At 72.4% G+C, this 22,243-nt stretch carries 16 protein-coding genes; 8 read left to right on the top strand and 8 right to left on the bottom strand.

Going from position 1 to position 22,243, the window contains the following annotated elements; genetic code table 11:
- The first annotated feature begins 5 nt into the window (after positions 1–5).
- Positions 6–959, top strand: a complete 954-nt coding sequence (locus ABZ807_RS05985; protein ID WP_357153448.1) for a hypothetical protein — start codon at positions 6–8, stop codon at positions 957–959.
- A 223-nt stretch (positions 960–1,182) separates the two neighbouring features.
- Positions 1,183–1,554, top strand: a complete 372-nt coding sequence (locus ABZ807_RS05990) for a hypothetical protein (protein WP_357153450.1) — start codon at positions 1,183–1,185, stop codon at positions 1,552–1,554.
- Positions 1,555–1,717: 163 nt separating this feature from the next.
- Here the strand turns inward: ABZ807_RS05990 and ABZ807_RS05995 are convergent, their stop codons facing one another.
- The gene (locus ABZ807_RS05995) at positions 1,718–1,894 is read right to left on the bottom strand and encodes a hypothetical protein (RefSeq protein WP_357153741.1); all 177 of its coding nucleotides are present in this window, start codon (positions 1,892–1,894) and stop codon (positions 1,718–1,720) included.
- 448 nt (positions 1,895–2,342) lie between these two features.
- On the opposite strand from ABZ807_RS05995, the gene ABZ807_RS06000 reads away from it, so the two are divergent.
- Together ABZ807_RS06000 and ABZ807_RS06005 are read left to right on the top strand one after the other, a co-directional pair.
- On the top strand, positions 2,343–3,137 hold the full coding sequence (locus ABZ807_RS06000; RefSeq protein WP_357153452.1) for a hypothetical protein: 795 nt from the start codon (positions 2,343–2,345) through the stop codon (positions 3,135–3,137).
- Between the two features lies 1 nt (position 3,138).
- Positions 3,139–3,873, top strand: coding sequence for a class F sortase (locus tag ABZ807_RS06005; protein WP_357153719.1), 735 nt, complete (start codon positions 3,139–3,141; stop codon positions 3,871–3,873).
- 63 nt (positions 3,874–3,936) lie between these two features.
- On the opposite strand, the gene ABZ807_RS06010 is transcribed toward ABZ807_RS06005, so the two are convergent.
- A complete protein-coding gene (locus tag ABZ807_RS06010; protein ID WP_357153453.1) occupies positions 3,937–8,991 on the bottom strand; it encodes an NAD-glutamate dehydrogenase in 5,055 nt (1,684 codons plus the stop codon).
- A gap of 287 nt (positions 8,992–9,278) precedes the next feature.
- On the opposite strand from ABZ807_RS06010, the gene ABZ807_RS06015 reads away from it, so the two are divergent.
- Entirely contained in the window at positions 9,279–11,237 is a 1,959-nt protein-coding gene (locus ABZ807_RS06015; RefSeq protein WP_357153455.1) for a penicillin-binding transpeptidase domain-containing protein, read from the top strand.
- 65 nt (positions 11,238–11,302) lie between these two features.
- On the opposite strand, the gene ABZ807_RS06020 is transcribed toward ABZ807_RS06015, so the two are convergent.
- From ABZ807_RS06020 to ABZ807_RS06045, 6 genes are all read right to left on the bottom strand, one after another.
- Complete coding sequence (locus tag ABZ807_RS06020; protein ID WP_357153457.1) at positions 11,303–12,610, bottom strand: arginase family protein; 1,308 nt, start codon at positions 12,608–12,610, stop codon at positions 11,303–11,305.
- Positions 12,611–12,676: 66 nt separating this feature from the next.
- Positions 12,677–13,603 carry a tetratricopeptide repeat protein gene (locus ABZ807_RS06025; protein ID WP_357153459.1) on the bottom strand — a complete coding sequence of 309 codons (927 nt, stop codon included), beginning with the start codon at positions 13,601–13,603 and terminating at the stop codon, positions 12,677–12,679.
- Between the two features lie 199 nt (positions 13,604–13,802).
- Complete coding sequence (locus ABZ807_RS06030) at positions 13,803–15,491, bottom strand: methylmalonyl-CoA mutase family protein (protein ID WP_357153461.1); 1,689 nt, start codon at positions 15,489–15,491, stop codon at positions 13,803–13,805.
- A gap of 95 nt (positions 15,492–15,586) precedes the next feature.
- Positions 15,587–15,988, bottom strand: a complete 402-nt coding sequence (locus ABZ807_RS06035; RefSeq protein ID WP_357153462.1) for an Asp23/Gls24 family envelope stress response protein — start codon at positions 15,986–15,988, stop codon at positions 15,587–15,589.
- A gap of 129 nt (positions 15,989–16,117) precedes the next feature.
- Positions 16,118–17,122, bottom strand: coding sequence for a methylmalonyl Co-A mutase-associated GTPase MeaB (gene meaB / locus ABZ807_RS06040; protein ID WP_357153464.1), 1,005 nt, complete (start codon positions 17,120–17,122; stop codon positions 16,118–16,120).
- Positions 17,123–17,177: 55 nt separating this feature from the next.
- Positions 17,178–18,377, bottom strand: a complete 1,200-nt coding sequence (locus ABZ807_RS06045; RefSeq protein ID WP_357153466.1) for an acetyl-CoA C-acetyltransferase — start codon at positions 18,375–18,377, stop codon at positions 17,178–17,180.
- A gap of 62 nt (positions 18,378–18,439) precedes the next feature.
- Between ABZ807_RS06045 and mce the strand changes: the two genes are divergently transcribed.
- The 3 genes from mce to ABZ807_RS06060 all read left to right on the top strand — a co-directional run bounded on the left by mce (position 18,440) and on the right by ABZ807_RS06060 (position 22,197).
- A complete protein-coding gene (gene mce, locus ABZ807_RS06050) occupies positions 18,440–18,916 on the top strand; it encodes a methylmalonyl-CoA epimerase (protein WP_357153468.1) in 477 nt (158 codons plus the stop codon).
- A 376-nt stretch (positions 18,917–19,292) separates the two neighbouring features.
- Positions 19,293–20,648: a crotonyl-CoA carboxylase/reductase gene (gene ccrA, locus ABZ807_RS06055; RefSeq protein ID WP_357153720.1), complete on the top strand. Its 1,356-nt coding sequence runs from the start codon at positions 19,293–19,295 to the stop codon at positions 20,646–20,648.
- A gap of 280 nt (positions 20,649–20,928) precedes the next feature.
- Positions 20,929–22,197, top strand: a complete 1,269-nt coding sequence (locus tag ABZ807_RS06060) for a cell division protein DivIVA (protein WP_357153470.1) — start codon at positions 20,929–20,931, stop codon at positions 22,195–22,197.
- Positions 22,198–22,243 lie beyond the last annotated feature (46 nt).

Genomic DNA, 22,243 nt, shown 5'->3' on the forward strand with positions numbered 1-22,243 from the left:
CCGCGATGCGCCAGGAAGAGCAGCAGGGCAGCACCGACCACGCGGAGGCGGTCCGCTCCGCCCCGGTGCCGGTCACGCCGGCGGACGCCCGACCCGGGACGCCCCGGGACGACTGGGACGGCCGGGCCGACATCCCCGACGACGTGCTGGACGACCGGGGAACCTTCGACGACCCCAGGGTGACCGCCGACGACGGCGACGACACCCGCCCGCACGACGTGCGCGACCGCGACGACGCGGCCGGCGACACGCGGCCGGAGTTCCACGAACCGGCCCCGCTGCCGACCGCCTTCGGGGCGGCCACCGTGGCCGACGCGGTCGCCGCGTCGGCGCTGGCCGGCGGCCGTCCCGAGGACGAACGGGACGCCCGGTTGGAGGACACCGCGATGCCGGGCGACGGCGCTCCCGGGCGGACCGAGCCGTTCGACGACGAGCGGGCCGACCCGACCGCCGCCGACCGGATCCACGACCCCGAGCGGTGGGAGGAGGCGCACGCCGGGGGCGCCCGAGGCGACGCCGACGCGGCGGCGGCCGGTGCGGCCGGGTACGGCAGCGCCGAGCCGACCATGGTCGACCCGGACGCCGAGGCGCCGGAGGGTGGCGCAGCCGCCGCCGCGGCCAGCGTCGGCCCGGCCGGGGCGGCCGGGGTCGCGGAGGCGGCCCGGCCGTCCGGTGCGAACGTCCCCACGCACCCGGCGATGCTCTTCGACGCGGACGCGGCGCAGGGCTTCCGGGACCGCTGGCGGGAGGTGCAGCTCCGCTTCGTGGACGACCCACGCGCGGCCGTCGGCGAGGCCCAGTCGCTGGTCGAGGAGGCGATCCGGGCGCTCTCAGACGCACTCGCCGCGCAGAAGGAGAAGCTCGGCGGCTGGCAGGCAGCCGGCTCGGCGGACACCGAGCAGCTGCGGGTGGCCGTGCGGCAGTACCGCGACTTCCTGGACCGGGTCCTCGGTCGCTGATCCTCCCCGGGCGCCCCGGGGCGGACCTCCGGCCGGGGCGCCCGCGTCCGTACCGCACGGACGGCAGGACGCCCGTCCATCCGGGGTGACAGCGGGCGCGCACCCGACCAACGCCGAGGAGGCTCAGGGGCCTGACCTCCGCCGGCATGGGCCGGTCCCACCGGGGTACGCGAGACACACGCGCCTGGGACAGGAGGCGCGCCTGGGACAGGAGGTCAGCACCATGACGGATCGTGACCCGAACCGCCGGCCGCTGGAGGAGAGCCCGGAGGTGGCCGCCGCGGTCGACGACGAGACCACCGTGCCGCAGTTGGTGACCGGGGGCGGCGCCGACCGGGACAACCCGTCCTTCACCGAGCCCGGCGACACGTCGACCGAGGACCTGCTCGGCGACCCGTATGCGGCCGGTACCGGGGCCACGGGCACCGGCACGGGGGCCGCCAGGGACAACATCCGCACCGGGGCCGAGCAGCCCTGGGAGCCGGAGGACCTGGTGATGGCCCGCGGGCAGGACCTGACCCCGGAGAACATCGAGCGGGCCCGTCGCGACCTGGCCGAACAGGGCCGCGCCGCGGTCGAGAAGACCGTCCCCTGACCCTCGCCGCCCGCCGGGCACCCCGGCGGCCGACGACCGCCGCCGACGGGTACGGCGGGGGCCTCTGGCCCGACCGGATGACCGGTCGGGCCAGAGGCCTGTGGGAAGCCCACCGCGGCAGCGCCTCACTCCCGCCGCGGCGGGTGGGCGGTCCGCCCGGTGCTCAGGAGAGCGGCGGGTAGGCGTTCGAGTCCGTCGGGTTGTTCGACACCCGGCTGCCGCCGGCCTCGGCGTCCGCCTTCGCCTTCCACTCCGGGTTCACGTACCTCCTCGCCCCGGCGTACGGGTTGTCCACCTTCTGCCCCGGCGGGGCGTCGTCGGCGGTGGCGTCGTCGGCCACGCCGTCCGGTCGGACCGGTTGCCCTCGGCGTCTGCCTGCGCGGTGTGGCTCCCCGAACCGCGTGCAGTGATTCTTGCATGGGAGCGCTTCCAGGGCAATGCCTCGATGTACTGACTGGGCGAACGCAGGCGATGAAGGGACCCCGCTCGCCCTTGCGCGACGCAAGACGGCTTGGACCGGGGCAGATCAGCGGAGGACGGCCGAGGACGGCACCAAAAGGGCCTGCCGCGCCCTCCGAGCCCGGTCCGGGCGTAGGTGGGCTGGACTGCACGGATGGCAACGCCAGGGTGTTAACCCTTCCATACGCCGCTTAGCACGCCTAGCCGCCCCAAGGCCAGAAAACTCCTAAACACGAATCTTTCCTCGTATAGCTCACGAAACCGTCTAACGTCGGGCGTAGCTCGAGTGTCGGGCTCAAAGGACAACAGGGGATGGAGTGACGCAGGTCATGGCAAAGAAGATGCTTGGGAAGATCGTCGCGGGAGCCGCTCTTGGCGGCGCGACCCTGCTGCTGTTCTCGCCGGGGTCGGCGTACGCCAGCGGACAGGCGGAGTACGTGGGCAAGGTCGTCGACAAGCCGCAGGTCAATCTCCTTGACTTCTGCCAGGACGACAAGGGCTGGAACGGCAGGGACTGGGACCGCAAGGACCACGACCGCAAGGACGAGGACCGCAAGGACCACGACCGCAAGGACCACGAGGACCGCAAGGACGAGGACCGCAAGGACCACGACCGCAAGGACGAGGACCGCAAGGACCACGACCGCAAGGACCACGAGGACCGCAAGGACGAGGACCGCAAGGACGAGGACCGCAAGGACCACGACCGCAAGGACGAGGACCGCAAGGACTGGGGCGGCTCCAACTGGGACAGCGGCAACGAAGTCTGGCAGTCAGGCCAAGGTGGTGGAATGGCTGCCGACTCGGACATGCGGGACGACCGCAAGGACGAGGACCGCAAGGACGAGAACCGCAAGGACGAGGACCGCAAGGACCACGACCGCAAGGACCACGAGGGCAAGGACGAGGACCGCAAGGACCACGACCGCAAGGACCACGAGGGCAAGGACGAGGACCGCAGGGACCACTGCATGCCGCGGGGCCACGTCGACGGGGGTGACGGTGGCATGACCACCACCAGCACCAACCGTGGTCTGGCCACCGGTGGGGCGGGCATGATCGGTGCAGCCACGCTGGGCGGGATCGTGCTGATGCGTCGGCGTCGGGCCAATGACCTCGTCTGACATTACGGCGACACGGGCTGGCGGCCGTCACGGGAAACCGTGGCGCGCCGCCGGCGCGGCCGTCGTCGTCCTCCTCGCCATGGCGGGCGCCGGCATGGTCGGCGCGTCCGTCCGGACCGTGCCCCCGCCCCAGCCGCCCCAGCCGCTGGCCCAAGCCGCGTCCGCCGGCCCGACCACGACCGCTCCCGACACCGTCGACGGCACCGCCACCCAGGCCGCCAGCCAGGCGTCTGCCGCCGACGAGACCACCCCGGACCACGTTCCCGCCCCCGCCGCCCTGGCCCGGTCGAGCCCGAAGACCATCACGATTCCCCGGATCGGGGTGAACGCCGACATCATGCTGCTCGGCACCAATCCGGACGGCACGGTCCAGGTGCCCCCGCTGGACCAGGCCCAGTTGGCCGGCTGGTACTCGCCCGGTCCCAGCCCTGGCGAAGTCGGCAACGCTGTCATCGTCGGCCACGTCGACTCGGCCAAGCTCGGGCCCGCCGTCTTCTTCAAACTCGGCGCGCTGCAGCCCGGTGACACCATCACCGTCACCCGTGAGGACCGCCAGCAGGCCAGCTTCAAAGTCGACTCGGTCGAGTCGTACCCGAAGACGTCGTTCCCGACCGAACTCGTGTACGGCCCCAGCGACAAGGCCAGCCTGCGTCTGGTGACCTGCGGCGGTCAGTTCGACCAGACCAGCCGCAGCTACCTGAACAACATCATCGTCCTGGCCACGATGACGTCCTGACGCCACCAGCGCGGTCCGGCCGGATCGGGAAATCCGACCGGCCGGACCACGCCTGATCGTCGATCAGGCCGCGGCGGAGGTCCGCACCAGGGTGCGGATCTGGCGCAGCAGCACCGACAGGGCGGCCAGGTCCGCCCGGGACTCGTCGAACTCCCCCATCGCCCGACGGGCACGGTGGATCGAGGTGGCGTTCGACTGCTCCCACTCCTGCACCCGCTCGTGCGAGGGCAGGCTGTCCGGGGTGGAGCCCAGGACCTCAGCGGTGAGCGCGGCCAGCGCGGCGTACAGGTCGTAGCGCAGCGCCATCCGGGCCAGCGTCTGCCACCGGTCCTCCCGCGGCAACAGCGAGATCTTCGACAGCAGGGCGTCCACCCGGAACAGGTCGGACAGGACGAAGTACACCGAGGCCACCTCGCCCACGTCCCGCCCGCTGGCGGTCGCCGTCTCCACCACGTCCAGCAGGCCGAAGCTGTACATCAGCCGGGTCGCCTGCTCGGCCAGATCGCGCGGCAGCCCCTGCTCGGTCATCGAGTCGATGTGCGCCGCCAGCGACTCGCGCTCGCTGCCGTAGAAGCGCTCCTCCAGGTCGGGCAGGAGCCGGGCCACGCCGTCGCGCAACCGGGCGATCTCGGCCGGCACGTCGATCGGCGAGCGCCGGTTGGTGACCAGCCAGCGCACCGCGCGGTCGACCAGCCGCCGGGTGTCCAGGTAGACGTTGGTCTGCAACTCCGGGGAGACCTTGTCGTCCAACGCCTCGATGGCGTCCCAGAGCTCGCGCAGCCCGAAGACCTCGCGGACCACCACGTACGCCCGGATCACGTCCGCCGCCGACGCTGCCGTCTCCTCGACCACCCGGAAGAGGAACGAGATGCCGCCCCGGTTGATCACCTCGTTGACCAGCACGGTGGTGACGATGTCGCGGCGCAGCCGGTGCCGGCCCATCCGGTCCGCGAAGCGCTCGCGCATCGGCGTCGGGAAGTAGTTGACCAGGACTTCGGTCGTCCACTCCTCGTCGGCCAGCCCCTCGGCCAGGATCTCCCGCTCCAGCACGATCTTGACGTACGCGAGCAGCACGGCGAACTCCGGCGCGGTCAGCCCGGCCTCGGTGCGGACCGCCAACTCCTCGTCCGGCGGCAGCGCCTCCAGGGCCCGGTCGAGCTGACCGGCCCGCTCCAGCTCGCTGATCATCCGCCGGTGCACCGGGAGCAGCGACGCAGACTGGGCCTGGGCGTTGTTGATCGCCCGCGCCTGGTCGTAGTTGTCCCGGAGCACCAGCTCGGCGACCTCGTCGGTCATCTGGGCGAGCAGCTCGTCCCGCTCGGGGAGGCCCAGCACTCCGTCGGCGACCGCCGTGTTGAGCAGGATCTTGATGTTCACCTCGTGGTCGGAGCAGTCCACCCCGGCCGCGTTGTCGATGAAGTCGGTGTAGATCCGACCGCCGGCCTGCGCGTACTCGATCCGGCCGAGCTGGGTCCAGCCCAGGTTGCCGCCCTCGCCGGCCACCCGGCAGCGCAGGGTATTGCCGTCCACCCGGATGGCGTCGTTGGACTTGTCGCCCACCTCGGCGTTGGTCTGGGTGGAGGCCTTCACGTAGGTGCCGATGCCGCCGTTCCAGAACAGGTCGACCGGCGCGGTGAGGATCGCCTTCATCAGCTCCTGCGGGCTCAGCTGCGTCACGTCCTCGTCGAGGTCGAGCACCGCGCGGATCTGCGGCGAGAGCGGCACCGACTTGGCGGTACGCGAGTACACCCCGCCGCCTTCGGAGATCAGCGACGTGTCGTAGTCCTCCCACGACGACCGGGGCAGGTCGAACAGCCGCTTGCGCTCCTCCCACGAGCGGGCGGCGTCCGGATCCGGGTCGAGGAAGATGTGCCGGTGGTCAAAGGCGGCCGCCAGCCGGATGTGCTTCGAGAGCAGCATGCCGTTGCCGAACACGTCGCCGGACATGTCGCCGACGCCGACCACGGTGAAGTCCTGGGTCTGGGTGTCGTGGCCCAGCTCGCGGAAGTGCCGCTTGACCGACTCCCAGGCGCCCCGGGCGGTGATGCCCATCTTCTTGTGGTCGTACCCGGCGGAACCACCGGAGGCGAACGCGTCGCCGAGCCAAAAGTTGTGCGCCGCCGAGATCTCGTTGGCGATGTCGGAGAACGACGCGGTGCCCTTGTCCGCCGCCACCACCAGGTACGGGTCGTCGGCGTCGTGCCGGACCACGTCGACCGGCGGCACGATCTCGCCGCCGACGATGTTGTCGGTGACGTCGAGCATCGCGCCGACGAACTCCTTGTAGCAGGCGACCGCCTCGTCCCGGTCGCCCGGCTTCTGCTTGAGCACGAAGCCGCCCTTGGCACCCACCGGCACGATCACGGCGTTCTTCACCATCTGCGCCTTGACCAGGCCGAGCACCTCGGTGCGGAAGTCCTCCCGCCGGTCGGACCAGCGCAACCCGCCCCGGGCCACCGGCCCGTACCGCAGGTGCACGCCCTCGAACCGGGGCGAGTACACGAAGATCTCGAACTTCGGCCGCGGGGCCGGCAGGTCCGGGATGGCCTGCGGGTCCAGCTTGAACGCCACGTACGACTTGGGTCGCCCGCCGACCGGCTTCTGGTAGAAGCTGGTGCGCAGGGTGGCCTGGATCAGCGTCAGGTACGACCGCAGGATGCGGTCCTGGTCCAGGCTGGCCACGTCGTCCAGCGCCGCGCCGATCGCGGTGACCAGCTCGTCGCTGCGCTGCCGGCGCTCCTCCAGGCTCGCGGAGCCCGGGGCGAACCGCGCCTCGAAGAGGTCCACCAGCAGCGCGGTGATCTTCGGGTACGCGATGAAGGTCTGCTCCATGTAGTCCTGAGAGAAGACGGTGCCGGCCTGGCGCAGGTACTTCGCGTACGCCCGCAGCACCACCACCTGCCGCCAGGTGAGGCCGCCGCGCAGGACCAGCTCGTTGAAGCCGTCCACCTCGGCCTCGCCCCGCCAGGCGGCGGCGAAGGCGTTCTCCACGTGCGGGCGCACCTCGGCCAGCTCCTGGTGCCCCTCGGGCAGGCGCAGGCCGAAGTCGTACAGGAAGACCTGGCCGTCGACCCGGTCCACCTCGTACGGGTGCTCGTCGACCACCCCGACGCCGAGCGAGTGCAGCACCGGCAGCACGGCGGAGAGCATCATCGGCTCGCCGTACCGGTAGACCTTGAAGCGGACGTCCATGATGTCGTCGGCGTCCGCGCCCGGGTCGGTGCCGCGCGGGGCGAGGTGCTTGCGGAACAGGTGCATCTCCAGCTGGCCGGGCTCCTCCAGCAGCTCCAGCTTGGCCAGGTCCTTCATCGCCTCGTACGGCGTGTGGCCGTCCTTGTAGCCCTCCGGGAAGGCGTCGGCGTACCGGCTGAACAGGTGCTTGGCCTGCTCGTCGCCGAGCTTGCGCTCCAGCACCAGCCGGTAGTCGTCGTCCCAGAGCCGGGTGGCGTCGGCCAGCTCCTCGGCGAGCAGGTCGGGGTCGACGTCGCCGGGCGGGCTGGCCGGGTCGGTCCGGACTATGAAGTGCACCCGGGCCAGCATCGACTCGGTCACCCGGGTGGTGTAGTCCACCCCGACGCCGTTCAGCTCGCGGAGCAGGATGTCCTGCATGCGCAGCCGGTTCTGGGTGGTGAACCGGTCCCGGGGCAGGTAGATCAGGCAGGAGATGAACCGCCCGTACGCGTCCCGGCGCAGGAAGACCCGCAGCTGCCGGCGACCGGCCATCCGCAGCACGCCGGTCACCGCGTGGTACAGGTCGTCGGTCTTGATCTGGAACAGCTCGTCGCGCGGGTAGGTCTCCAGGATCTGGAGCAGGTCCTTGCCGGAGTGGCTGCGCTGGCTCAGGCCGGAGCGGTCCAGCACCTCGGCGACCTTGCGCCGGACCACCGGCAGCTCCCGGACGCTGGTCCGGTACGCGGCGGTGGAGAACAGGCCGAGGAAACGCCGCTCCCCGACCACCTCGCCGGCCTCGTTGAAGATCTTGAACCCGATGTAGTCCAGGTAGGCGGACCGGTGCACGGTCGCCCGGGAGTTCGCCTTGGTGATGATCAGCAGGCGCTTCTCCATCACCTTCTCGTGCGCCTCGGGCGTCATCGACGACAACGCCCGCGCCTCCGGCGAGTCCGAGCGCAGGATGCCCAGCCCGGTGCCGAGCACCGCCTCCAGCCCGGTGCCGGCGCCGGCGCCGTTGTCGACCAGCCGGTACTCGCGGTAACCGAGGAAGGTGAAGTGGTCGTGGGCCAGCCAGCGCAGCAGCTCCACCGAGTCGGTGATGTCCTTCTCCGGCACCGGTGGGCGGTTGTCGGAGGTCCGCGCGGAGGCCAGGTCGTCGGCGAGGACCAGGGCGCGCTGGCGCATCTTCGGCCAGTCCTCCACCGCCTCGCGCACGTCGGTGAGCACCCGCTGGAGTTCGCGGCGCAGCTTCTCCCGCTCGCCGGCGTCGCGGACCGGGTCGATCTCGATCCGCATCCAGCTCTCGACCAGGTCGCCGGCGATCGCGTCGTCCGGCTCGACGTCGGCGGAGACCTCGGTCAGCCGGCCGAGCGGCTCCCGCCGCACCACCACCAGCGGGTGCACCAGCAGGTGCACGTCGAGGTGGTGGGAGTTGAGCAGCGCGGTCACCGAGTCGACCAGGAACGGCATGTCGTCCGTGACGATCTCGATCACCGTGTGGTGCTGCTCGGCGTCGGGTGAGTGGATGCGCAGTTTCAGCTCGCCCGGCACCCGCTGCTGGGCCAGGTCCCGGTGCGCCCGGGCGGCGTCGAGCATCTCCTCCGCGGTGAACCCGATCAGCTCCTCGTCCGGCGCGAACCGCCAGAAACGGCTCGCCAGGGTCGCCGCGTCGTGGTCGTCGCCGGCCAACGCCACCGCCTGGGCCACCAGGCGCTCCGCGTTGGGTACTGGCTCGTCGAGTCCCGCGTCCTCCACGTCGTCCCCGAGCGCTTCCGTGGGAAGCCCCAGGTCGTAGAGGGTGTCAATGCTCGAGCCGGTCATCCCGGTCACTCCTGTGTCGAGTCGGCCGGAGCCGTCCCCGTCGGTCGCCGAATCGAAGCTGTCGTCCCGGCCAGTATCAGCCTGCCGGAGGTCGGGTCCCGGTTTGATTGCCGGACGCCGGTCCATCGGTGCCACTCCCCTCGACCCACCGCGTTGTGGGTCACTCTGCCGCCCAGCCTAGGCCCGCCGCTTTTGCCATTGGTCGGCGGACCACCGGCCGGACGTCCGGTTCGGGACTCTGTCCTTTCACCCGTTGCAGATGCGTGGTCGGCCGGCTGCCGAGTACCCCGACTCGCGATGTTCATCACCCCGTCGTGCCGGGTCTTCACGCAGCGTGCGGCCACACCGGGGCGGTACGGAGAGCACGGCCGTACTAGCGTGCAGGGCAGTCCAAGATCCGGAGGTACCGCTCCATGCTCCTGTCGTACCCGCACCGTCGTCCCCGTACGCGCATCCTGCCGGCCCTCGCGACGCTGGCCGCCACCGTGCTCGCCGCCGGCATGCTCAGCGGGTGTTCCGACGGTGACGGACCGGAACGGACCGTGGACGCCTTCCTGGCCGGTTGGCGCTCCGGCGACCTCGCCGCGGTCGGGTTCATCGACCCGACCGGCGCGCGACTGCCCGCCGCCGAGGTCAGCAAGAAGATCAAGGCGCTCTCCGGCGAGCTGGCCGCCACCCCGCCCACGCTGCGCCGCTCCGGCGACGCCGAGGTCACCAAGGACATCGCCACCGCCAAGGTCCAGGTGGAGTGGGCGCTGCCGGGCCCGACCACCTGGGCGTACGACCGCCCGGTGCGGCTGCGCCTGAGCAAGGACGACCAGTGGCAGGTGATCTGGGAGCCGCAGCTGGTGCAGGAGCAACTCGGCGAGGGCGACCGGTTGACGGTGCGCCGCGACGCCAGCTCCCGGTCCGGGGTGCTGGACGCCGCCGGGCAGCCGATCGTGGCGCCCCGGCCGGTGGTCCGGGTCGGCGTGCAGCCCGGCGAGGTGACCGATGTCAAGGCGCTGGTGAAGCAGCTCGACGCGGCCTTCAAGGCGATCCGGCCGGCGCTGACTCCCCCGGTCGACCTCGCCGACCTGCCCGGACGGCTCAGCGAGGCGGATCCGGGTGCTTTCGTCGAGGTGGTGACGCTGCGGGACGAGGCGTACCGGCAGATCCGGCCGCGCATCTACGACCTGCCCGGCACCAAGTTCCGCTCCGAGAAGCTGGACCTGGCCCCCACCCGGGAGTTCGCCCGGGCGCTGCTCGGCTCGGTCGACGAGGCGCAGGCCGATGACCTGGCCGCCCACCCCGACAGGTACGCCAAGGGCGACCTGGTCGGTCACGGCGGCCTCCAGGGCCGGCACGACGACCGCCTGCGCGGCACCCCCGGGCTCACCGTGCTCGTCCAGCGGCCCACCGGCCCCGACGGCACCCCGACGCCGACCGAGGTCTTCCGGCACGAGCCGCAGCCCGGGCAGCCGCTGAAGACCACCCTCGACGTGGCCACCCAGAACGCGGCCGACGCGGCGCTGCGCGGCGAGAAGCGACGCTCGGCGCTGGTGGCGGTACGGATCAGCGACGGCGCGGTGCTCGCCGCCGCCAACGGGCCGGGCGCGGCCGGGGAGAACCTGGCCTTCACCGCCCAGGTGCCGCCGGGCTCCACCTTCAAGATGGTCAGCGCCCTCGGCCTGCTGGACCGGGACGCGGTCGGCGCCGACGCCGTGGTGGACTGCCCGAAGACGTTCACCGTGGACGGCCGGCCGTTCAAGAACTCCGACGACTTCGTCCTCGGCAAGGTGCCGTTCCGCACGGACTTCGCCAAGTCCTGCAACACCGCCTTCGCGTCCCTGGCGCCGAAGCTGGGCCCCGACGGGCTTGCCGTCACCGGCCGTACGCTCGGCCTGGAGGGCACCTGGGACCTCGGCACGGACGCCTTCACCGGCAAGGTCTCGGCCAACGGCTCCCCGGTGGAGCAGGCCGCCGCAGCAATCGGCCAGGGCACCACGGTGGTCAGTCCGCTGGCCATGGCCGGCGCCACCGCCGCCGTGGCCCGCGGTCGCTGGGAGCAGCCGAAGCTGGTGCTCGACCCGGCCCCGGCAAAGCCGGCGGAGCCCGGCCCGCAGCTGAAGGCCGAGTCGGTGGGGCCGCTGAAGGCGATGATGCGTGAGGTGGTCACCGCCGGCACGGCGAAGGCGCTGGCCGACGTCCCCGGCGGCCCGGTGTACGGCAAGACCGGCACCGCCGAGTACGACGACAACCCGGCGCACACCCACGCCTGGTTCGTCGGCTGGCAGGGCGACGTCGCGTTCGCGGTCTTCGTCGAGCAGGGCGGGTCGAGCACGTCCAGCGCGGTCCCGATCAGCGAGCGCTTCCTCCGCGCCCTCCGCTGACGGGTCGTGGCCCGACGGCGCGACCGACGCCGGCAGCGGCCGCAGCGCGGGCAGCGGCGGGCCCGTCAGGCGATGCCGGCGGACGAGGATGGCGTGCCGTCCTCCGGCGCCCCGTCCTCCTCGGGCCAGGGCACCCGGCGGAGCAGGCCGGGCCCGACGGCAGCGGGCGGCCCGACCGGCTCGACGGCCATCGCGGGCGCCGGCGTCTCCATCGGCGCCGACGCGAGGTCCCCGGCCGCCAGGCCAGCTGGCCCGGGGCCGAGTGTCGCCCTCGGCTCACCCGCCGCCGGCCCGGCGGACCCGACCGGCGTCCCCGCCGTGATCCCGTCCGGCGAGCCCGGGCCGGCCGCACCACCCCGGTTGGGCGGGGAGGCGACGGCGGCGAGGGCCGCCGGCCCGGCGGACCGGACGCGCTGCGGCGGCGGGGACGACGCCAACAGCCGGGGCGGGACCGCCTCCGGCGCCGACACCGGGGCCAGCCCCGCCACGATGGTGTTGACGATCTCGGCGGCGTACGAGCCGTCCGGGTCGTAGTCGGGGTCGAAGACGGTCAGCTCGACGCCGAGGCAGTGCGGGGTGTCCACCAGGCCGTCGAGCAGGATCTCCAGTTCGGCGAAGGCGATCCCGCCCGGGTCCGGGGCGTCCACCGCCGGCATCACCGCCGGGTCGAGCACGTCCACGTCGATGTGCACCCAGTAGCCGGCGCAGTCGGCGAGCTGCTCGTGCGCCCACTGGGCGGTGCGGGCCGCGCCCTCGGCGCGCAGCGCCGGCACCGGGCGGGTGGTGATGCCGGCGGCCTGCAGGTCGAGGCGGTATTCGTCCTGCGCGCGGATGCCGAGCACCACCACGTCGATGTCCCGGAAGTAGGGGCGCCGCCCCTCGATGGCGGCCAGGTCGGCCTGCCCGCGCCCGGTCACCAGAGCGAGGTCCTCTCCCGCCGCCGCGCCCACGTACGAGGCGTTGCCGGGGTGCCGGAAGTCGGAGTGGCCGTCGACGAAGACCAGGCCGATCCGGCCGCCGACGGCCTCACCGAGCCGGTGCATGGCCAGGGCCGAGCCGAGCAGCACCGAGCAGTCCCCGCCGAGCACCAGCGGGAACTCACCGCGGTCGATGATCGCGCCGATCCGGTCGGCCAGGGTCAGCGAGTAGCCGGAGATCTCCCGGGCGTGGCAGACCCCGTCGCCGGGCCGCCAGTCGCCCGGGTCGTACCGGGGCGGGGTGAGGCAGCCGGCGTCGCGGGCCCGCAGCCGGGCGAGCAGGTCGTGGTCGCGCAGCGCGCCGGGCGCCTTGGCGCAGCCGGGCACGGAGGTCGACGTGGGTGGGCGCAGTCCCAGGTTCGTCGGCGCGTCGAGGACGGCGATCCGGCGCATCATGGGCTCCCGTCCTCGGTGGTCCGGCGGGCCGGCCGGAACGCCGGCCCGCGCTGGCGTGCTACGAACTCAGAACAGGGCGCTGGCCAGTGCCCGTCGGGCCGAGGCGACCGCGGGGTCGTCCGGGCCGGCGATGGTGAACAGCGAGACCAGGTGCTGGCGTACCTTCTCCCGATCGTCGCCGGCGGTTCGGCGGACCAGGCCGACCAGCCGGGCGTACGCCTGCTCGGCCAGGCCGCTGAGCACCTCGATGTCGGCGGCGAGCAGCTGGGCCTCGACGTCGTCGGAAGCGCCCTGCGCGGCGGCGAGGGCCGCCTGCGGGTCGACGCCGGCGACCCGGCGGGCCACCCCGACCTGGGCCAGGCCGGCCTCCGCCGCGGCGTCCGCCGGCGACTCGGCCAGAATCTTCCGGTACGCCCGCTCGGCGGCGTCCAGGTCGCCGCTCAGCAGGGCGTCGTCGGCCTCGTCGAGGCGCGGGTCCTCCGGCTCGGCCACGGTCACGCCACCGGCCTTGAGCACCGCCTGGATCCACTGGCGCAGCTGCGCCTCCGGCATCACGCCGGGGAAGGCGTCGATCGGCCTGCCGCCGACGACCGCGTAGACCGTCGGGATCGCCTGGATCTGGAACATCTGGGCGATCCGGGGGTTCTCCTGGACGTCGACCCGGGCCAGCACCCAGGCACCGCCGCCCTCGGCAGCCAGCCGCTCCAACACTGGCGCGAACTGGTCACTCTCCGGGTAGCCGGCTGCCCCGAAGAAGACGACGACGGGCATGTTCAGCGACCGTTCGAGCACCTCGGACTGGAGGGTCGCCTCCGTCACATCGATCATCAACGGGCCGCCGCCACCGGTGGTGGGGCCGCCCGGGAGACCGGCGGGCGGGCCGGCCTGGGTCGGTGTGGTGGGGCGGGTGTTGGCCGGTGCGGTGCTGCGCAGCGCGCTGAGGTCGACCGCGCCGCGGGTGAAGATCGACGAGGTGATCCGTGGGTCGCTCATGGTTATCTAGTCTCGCACGTGTCCCGCGGAACTCAGATCAACCGCGACGGCGACAGTTGCAACTCTCACCCGTGCTCACCGCCGACCGGGCCGCTGCCGCCACCGCCCGCCGCGATCGTGCGCCCGTGGTTGGCGTTCGCACCTTTCGCGGTGCTTTCGCGGCCACCAGGAGTGCACGATCGCGGACCTGCTGGTGGGGTCAGAAACGGGCGGGTTCGCGGTAGACGCCCCACTCGGCGCGGAGGGCGTCGCAGATCTCGCCGAGGGTGGCCTCGGCGCGGACGGCGTCCAGCATGGCCGGGATCATGTTCCCGCCGGAGCGGCCGACCTCGACCATCCGAGCGACGGCGGCGGAGACCGCGGCGTCGTCCCGGGCGGCCTTGCGCCCGGCCAGCACCCGGCGCTGCTCCAGCTCCACCTCGTGCGAGATGCGCAGGATCTCCAGGTCCTTGGCGACGGTGCCGGTGTGGCAGTTGACCCCGACGATCTTCTTGTCGCCCTTCTCCAGCGCCTGCTGGTAGACGAAGGCCGACTCGGCGATGTGGCCGGTGAACCAGCCGTCCTCGATGCCGCGCAGGATGCCCGAGGTCATCGGGCCGATCTGGTGCGGGCCCTCGCCGCCGAGCTGCCGGATCCGGGCGAAGATCTCCTCCGCCTCGGCCTCGATCTTGTCGGTGAGCGCCTCGACGTACCAGGAGCCGCCGAGCGGGTCGGCGACGTTGACCACCCCGGTCTCCTCCATCAGCACCTGCTGGGTACGCAGGGCGATCTCGGCGGACTCGTCGGTCGGCAGCGCCAGGGTCTCGTCCAGGGCGTTGGTGTGCAGCGAGTTGGTCCCGCCGAGCACCGCGGCCAGCGCCTCCACGGCGGTCCGCACCACGTTGTTGACCGGCTGCTGCGCGGTCAGCGACACCCCGGCGGTCTGGGTGTGGAACCGCAGCCAGAGGGCCTTCTCGCTGGTGGCGCCGTAGACGTCGCGCAGCCAGCGGGCCCAGATCCGGCGAGCCGCGCGGAACTTGGCGATCTCCTCGAAGAAGTCCACGTGCGAGTCGAAGAAGAAGCTCAGGCCCGGGGCGAAGACGTTGACGTCCAGCCCGCGGCTCAGCCCCAGCTCGACATAGCCGAACCCGTCGGCGAGGGTGTACGCCAGTTCCTGCGCGGCGGTCGAGCCGGCCTCGCGGATGTGGTAGCCGGAGACCGACAGCGGCTTGTAGCGCGGGATCTCCCGGGCGCAGTACTCCATCAGGTCGCCGATCAGGCGCAGGTGCGGCTCGGGGTCGAAGAGCCACTCCTTCTGCGCGATGTACTCCTTGAAGATGTCGGTCTGCAGCGTGCCGTCCAGCGCGGACAGGTCGACGCCCTGCCGCTCGGCGGCGACCAGGTACATGCAGAAGACCGGCACGGCCGGGCCGGAGATGGTCATCGAGGTGGTGACGCGGCCCAGGTCGATGCCGTCGAAGAGGGTCTCCATGTCGGCCGCGCTGTCCACCGCGACGCCGCAGTGGCCGACCTCGCCGAGCGACTGCGGGTCGTCGGAGTCGCGCCCCATCAGGGTGGGCATGTCGAAGGCGACGGAGAGCCCGCCGCCGCCGGCGCCCAGGATCATCTTGTAACGCTCGTTGGTCTGCTGGGCGTTGCCGAACCCGGCGAACTGCCGGATGGTCCAGGTCCGCCCGCGGTAGCCGGTCGGGTAGAGCCCCCGGGTGTACGGGAACTCACCCGGCCAGCCGATCCGCTCGAAGCCCGGGTACGCGGTACCTTCCGGCGGGCCGTACACCGGGTCGACGGTCATCCCGGACAGCGTGGTGAAGTCGGCGTCCCGCTTGCGCGCGGCGTCGTAGCGGGCCTGCCAGCGTGCCCGTCCGGCGGCGATCTCGTCGGCGTTCATCCGCGGGGCTCCTCCTCGAGTCCTCGACTGAAGACCGAGTGTAGAACGGCTGACTGAACGATCGCTAAGGGTGTTCGTACCGGTCGGTAACCTGATCAGACCGGGGTGCCGAGCGTCACGTCGTCCACCCGGATGTTGATCTCGTCGGCGCGCAGCCCGTACGCCTCCACCGCGGCCGTCACCGCGACCCGGACCGCGTCGGTCACCTGCGGCACCGGGTGGCCGGCTTCGATCACCAGCACCAGGTTGACCACGGCCGCGCCGTCGGTCACGTGCGCCGAGCATCCCCGCCGCGCGTCGCCGACCTGGTCCAGGCCGACCCGGTCGAGCACCGCGTTGAAGAACCGGGCGACGTCGCCACCGAGCTCGGCCACGCCAGGCACGGACCGGGCGGCGGCCACCGCGATCTTCTCCACCACCTCGTCGGAGACGTGCGTCGTCCCGCCCGCCACCGCGTCCGGTGTCACCGACAGCTCCTGCGTCGCCTCGTCAGCCATGGTCTCCCCACCCCGTCGCCCCGCCCCACGGTTGACGTGGAGCGGTGCGAGCGTACTAGGCGGGCGGCGTCCGCAGTGGACGCGCCGGCACAGTGCTCCGGGGCACGCCGGGTCAATCCGGCGGTCGGGTCAGGAGCCGAGCTGGGCGAGCAGCTCGTCCGCCGCCGCGTACGGGTCGATGGCGCCCTCAGCCACCTTCGCGGCGAGCGTGGCCAGCTCCGTACCGTCACGCAGCGAACCGATCCGGGCGCGGAGCGCACCGAGCGCGATCGCCTCGATCTCGGCGGCGGCCCGCGTCTCCCGGCGGCGGCGCAGCTCGTCGTGCTGCTCCAGCCAGCCGCGGTGCTTGTCGATCGCGGCGGCGATGTCGTCGATCCCCTCGCCCCGGGCGGCGATCGACCGGACCACCTGCGGGCGCCACTCGCCGGGCCCGCGCTCGCCCAGGGCGATCATGCCCTGGATGTCGCGGACGGTGGCGTCGGCGCCGTCCCGGTCGGCCTTGTTGACCACGAAGACGTCGGCGATCTCCAGGATGCCGGCCTTGACCGCCTGGATCGCGTCGCCCATGCCGGGGGCCAGCAGGACCAGCGTGGTGTCGGCCAGCGAGGCGACCTCGACCTCGGCCTGACCGACGCCGACGGTCTCCACCAGCACCACGTCGCAGCCTGCGCCCTCCAGCACCCGCACGGCCTGCGGGGTGGCCGCGGAGAGCCCGCCGAGGTGGCCCCGGCTGGACATCGAACGGATGTAGACCCCCGGGTCGGTGGCGTGGTCCTGCATCCGGACCCGGTCGCCGAGGATCGCGCCGCCGGTGAACGGGCTGGACGGGTCGATCGCCAGCACGCCGACCCGGTGACCGCGCGCCCGCAGCGCCCGGACCAGCTCGTTGGTGGTGGTCGACTTGCCCACCCCGGGCGAGCCGGTCAGGCCCACCACCTGGGCCTGACCGGCGTACGGCGCCAGCGCCGCCGCCACCTGCGGCAGCACCTCGTCACCGGACTCGACCAGGGTGATCAGACGGGCCACCGCGCGGGGGTCACCCGCGCGGGCCCGCTCCACCAGCATCGGTACGTCCCGGCTACGGCGCACCGGTCCGGTGGCCACGGCCGGGGCGTGGTCGACGGCGTTGCTCACTGCGGTTCCTTCGTTCACGACTGCGGGACTCGCAGCACCGGTTCGCTCCGCGCGCTCACTGCTGGCTCTCGGCCCCAGCCGGCACGTGGATGATCAGCGCGTCACCCTGGCCGCCGCCGCCGCAGAGCGCGGCCGCGCCGGTGCCGCCGCCCCGGCGCTTGAGCTCCAGCGCGAGGGTGAGGACCAGCCGCGCGCCGGACATGCCGATCGGGTGGCCCAGCGCGATCGCGCCGCCGTTGACGTTGACCTTGTCCGGGCTGACCCCGAGGTCACGGGCGGACTGGATGCCGACCTGGGCGAACGCCTCGTTGATCTCGATCAGGTCGAGGTCGGAGACGCTCAGCCCGCCCTTCTTGAGCGCGTGCTGGATCGCGTTGGACGGCTGCGAGTGCAGGGAGTTGTCCGGCCCCGCCACGTTGCCGTGCGCGCCGATCTCGGCCAGCCAGGTCAGCCCCAGCTCCTTGGCCTTGGCCTTGCTCATCACGACCACCGCGGCGGCGCCGTCGGAGATCGGCGAGGAGGTGCCGGCGGTGATGGTGCCGTCCTTCGTGAACGCCGGACGCAGCTTCGCCAGCGACTCGGCGGTGGTGTCCGGGCGGATGCCCTCGTCCTCGCTGATCACCAGCGGGTCGCCCTTGCGCTGCGGGATGACCACCGGGGTGATCTCGTCGGCGAAGTGGCCGTTCTTCTGCGCGGCGGCGGCCCGCTGGTGGCTGGTGGCGGCGAACGCGTCCTGTTCCTCGCGGGTGATGCCGTGCCGCCCGCCGTGCCGCTCGGTGGACTCGCCCATCGCGCAGCAGTCCCAGGCGTCGGTGAGCCCGTCCAGCGCCATGTGGTCCTTGATCGTGACGTCGCCGTACTTGTAGCCCGAGCGCTGCCCGAGCAGCAGGTGCGGGGCGTTGGTCATCGACTCCATGCCGCCGGCCACCACGATGTCGAACTCGCCGGCCCGGATGAGCTGGTCGGCGAGGGCGATCGCGTCCAGGCCGGAGAGGCAGACCTTGTTGATGGTCAGCGCCGGCACGGACATCGGGACGCCGGCCTCGACGGCCGCCTGCCGGGCCGGGATCTGCCCGGCGCCGGCCTGGAGCACCTGCCCCATGATCACGTACTGCACCTGGTCCGGGGCGACGCCGGCGCGCTCCAGCGCCGCCTTGATCGCGACGCCGCCGAGCTTCGTCGCCGGGAGGTCCTTGAAGTTGCCCAGCAGGCGCCCCATCGGGGTCCGCGCGCCGCTGATGATCACCGAAGCCATTGCCTGCCTCCGAGGGGGTGCCGACCTGTACGCCTTAACGATTGTTCGGTCAGACTAGCGCCATGGCTGAGAACTCCCCCGTCGAGCCCGCTGCCGACTACGTCACAGACATCGGCCTGCGCCGGATCGACCACGTCGGGGTCGCGGTCGCCGACCTCGACGCCGCGATCGACTTCTACCAGCGGACCTTCGGCATGCGCTGCGTGCACACCGAGACCAACACCGAGCAGGGCGTACGCGAGGCGATGCTGGCGGTCGGCCCGACCGCCGAGGGCGGCTGCGTGCAGTTGCTCGCCCCGCTGACCCCGGAGTCGACCATCGCGAAGTTCCTGGACCTCAACGGGCCGGGCGTGCAGCAGGTGGCGTACACGGTGGCCGACATCGACGCCGCCTGCGCCGCGCTGCGCGAGCGGGGCGTACGGCTGCTCTACGAGACCCCGAAGCGCGGCACCGCCGACTCCCGGATCAACTTCGTGCACCCGAAGGACGCCGGCGGCGTCCTGGTCGAACTGGTCGAGCCGGCCGCCGACGCCCACTGACCACCCCTCCCCTCCCGCCTTCGCGCCGCGGGCCCCGGCCCGGCCCGCCGCATGCGGCAGTCGCGGTCTCCATGCCGCCGGACACTGGGACCTGCCGCACCACGGTGCCGGCCCGGCCATGGGGCGGCCGTCCCATGGGCCGGGAAAGAGCGCGGTGGTGCGCGGTAGGGGTGTCCCACGGACACCTCCACGCATCGGTCAATGCAGTTTTTCACAGAGGACTTCCGGCCCTAGCTACCGTTCAGTAACGTCCGGCCCACAAGGAGCGCGACCGGTGCCGGATGTGTCGATTGCCGACATGGCGGTCGGTCGCACCGGCGCCGACGATGGCAGCACCCCTGCCCCCGGCGCGGGTGCGGACAAACGGGAGGTCACCGTGCAGGACATCCTCGAAGCGATCATGGCGGCGGAAGGCTCCGACCAGCCGGAGCGGGAACTCGCCGGGCTCGCCGGGTTGCCGGTACCGGCCACCTACCGGGGCGTGGTCGTCCGCGCCGAGGACACCCGGATGTTCGACGGGATGGCCACCCGCGACAAGGACCCGCGCAAGGCGCTGCACCTACAGGAGGTGCCCACCCCGGAGCTCGGCCCGGGCGAGGCGCTGGTCGCGGTGATGGCCAGCGCGATCAACTACAACACGGTCTGGACCAGCATCTTCGAGCCGCTGCCGACCTTCAGGTTCCTCCAGCGCTACGGCCGGCTCTCCGAGCTGACCCGCCGGCACGACCTGCCGTACCACGTGGTTGGTTCGGACGCGGCGGGCGTGGTGCTGCGCACCGGGCCCGGCGTGACGAGGTGGAAGGCCGGCGACGAGGTCGTCGCGCACTGCCTCTCGGTGGAGCTGGAGGACGCGGCCGGCCACGACGACACCATGCTCGACCCGCAGCAGCGGATCTGGGGCTTCGAGACCAACTTCGGCGGCCTCGCCGAACTGGCCGTGGTCAAGGCCAACCAGCTGATGCCCAAGCCGCGTCACCTCAGCTGGGAGGAGGCGGCCAGCCCGGGGCTGGTCAACTCGACCGCGTACCGGCAGCTGGTATCGCACCACGGCGCCAACATGAAGCAGGGCGACGTGGTGCTGATCTGGGGCGCCTCCGGCGGCCTGGGCGGCTACGCCACCCAGATGGCGCTCAACGGTGGCGCGATCCCGGTCTGCGTGGTCTCCTCCCCGGAGAAGGCCGAGCTGTGCCGGTCGATGGGCGCCGAGCTGGTCATCGACCGGGCCGCGGAGGGCTTCCGGTTCTGGAAGGACGAGGAGACCCAGGACCAGGACGAGTGGCGGCGCTTCGGCGAGCGGATCCGCGAACTCACCGGCGGTGAGGACCCGGACGTCGTCTTCGAGCACCCCGGCCGCGAGACCTTCGGCGCCAGCGTCTACGTGGCCAAGCGCGGCGGCACCGTCGTCACCTGCGCCTCCACCAGCGGCTACCAGCACCAGTACGACAACCGTTACCTGTGGATGCACCTCAAGCGGATCGTCGGCAGCCACTTCGCCAACTACCGGGAGGCGTGGGAGGCCAACCGGCTGGTGTCCCTGGGCAGGATCCACCCGACGGTGTCGAAGACCTACCCGCTGGAGCAGACCGGCCAGGCGGCGTACGAGGTGCACCGCAACGCCCACCAGGGCAAGGTCGGCGTGCGCTGCCTCGCCCCCACCGACGGGCTGGGCGTCCGGGACCGGGAGCTGCGGTCCCGGCACCAGGGCGCGATCAACCGGTTCCGCGGCCACTGAGCCGTCCGGCTGATGCCGGCATGTCCATTGCGGTGAGGCGGGCATTGCCTTTCCACATGGGCCACCGGACCGCCATTCGAGTGACACCGGACAAAGGGCCGTGGGCATCCCCCGCGGCCCTTTTCCCGCTCACCGCGCGTGACGACCGGCCTGCCCGGGACCTGCCAAGATCGCCGATTGGTCGGGTGTGCGGGAGCACCGACGTTGACCATGTAATGAGGACACGAAAGCTCGGGACCGCTCTTGCGAACGACCCCGGGGGGTCTGCGAGTATGTCCCAATGCCCCAGCAGCAGTCCTCGCCTCTCGCGTTCTTCGATAACGCGAACTCGCAGCCAGATTTCACCGTCGGCCTCCGCGGATACAACACCCACCAGGTCGACGACTTCATCGGCCGGATGACCGGCGCGCTGACTCAGTCCGAGCAGGCCCGGGCCGAGGCCGAGCAGCGGATGAACGACGCCCAGCGCCGGCTCCGCCAGGCCGAGCAGCGCCAGGGCGCGCTCGAGCAGAAGCTTGCCGACACCAACAAGCAGCTCGAGGAGAACAGCCGGCCGACCCTCTCCGGCCTGGGCACCCGCGTCGAGCAGATCCTGCGCTTGGCCGAGGAGCAGGCCAACGACCACCGCAACGAGGCCAAGCGCGAGTCGGAGGGCATCCTCTCCGCGGCCCGCCTGGAGGCCCGGGAGATCACCGACAAGGCGCGCGCCGAGGCGGCGGCGATGAAGGCCACCGCCGAGCGGGAGGCCGGCAACGTCCGCACCACCGCCGAGCGCGAGGCCGCCGAGGTCCGGGTGCAGGCTCGCCGCGAGGCCGACACGCTGCGCGCCGACGCCGACCGGGAGACCAAGCAGCTGCGTACGGTCACCGCGCACGAGGTGGCCGAGCTCAAGTCCACCGTCGAGCGTGAGGTCGCCACCCTGCGCGCCACCGCCGAGCGGGAGATCACCCAGCAGCGGGCCAAGGCCGCGCGCGAGGCGGAAGAGAAGCGCGCCGAGGCGACCAAGCTGCTCACCGACGCCCGCGACAAGCGGGACAAGGACCTCCAGGCCCTGGAGCTCCAGCTCGCCGAGCGCCGCGAGAAGTCCGAGCGCGAGGAGTCCGAGCGGCACGCCGCCCAGGTCGCGCAGACCCAGAAGTTGGTCGGCGAGGCCGAGCAGCGGGCCCGGGCCGCCCAGGATCGCGCCAAGGAGATCGAGCAGCGCGCCGAGGCCCGCCGGGTCGAGTCGGAGCGCACCGCCGCCGAGACCGTCGAGAAGGCCAAGGCGCTGTCGGAGAAGACGCTGAGCGAGGCCAAGGCCGAGGCGAAGCGGCAGCTCACCGAGGCGCGTACCGAGGCGGAGCTGACCACCCAGGCGGCCCGCCGCGAGGTCGAGGACCTCACCCGTCAGAAGGACGCGGTCACCTCCCAGCTCGGCCAGATGCTCTCCGGCCTCGCCGGCATCGTGCCGGGCGTGCCGGCCCAGCAGCCGGCCGCGGCGCCGGCCAAGCCGGAGGCCGGCAAGGCCCCGAGCACCGGGGAGCAGGCGACTGCGGAGACGGCCAGCTGACCCACCGCACCGTCGGGGCATGAGTGCACGGCGCGGGGTGACACCG

Origin of the sequence: Micromonospora sp. NPDC047548, from assembly GCF_040642975.1 — a bacterium.
Taxonomy (GTDB): Bacteria; Actinomycetota; Actinomycetes; order Mycobacteriales; family Micromonosporaceae; genus Micromonospora.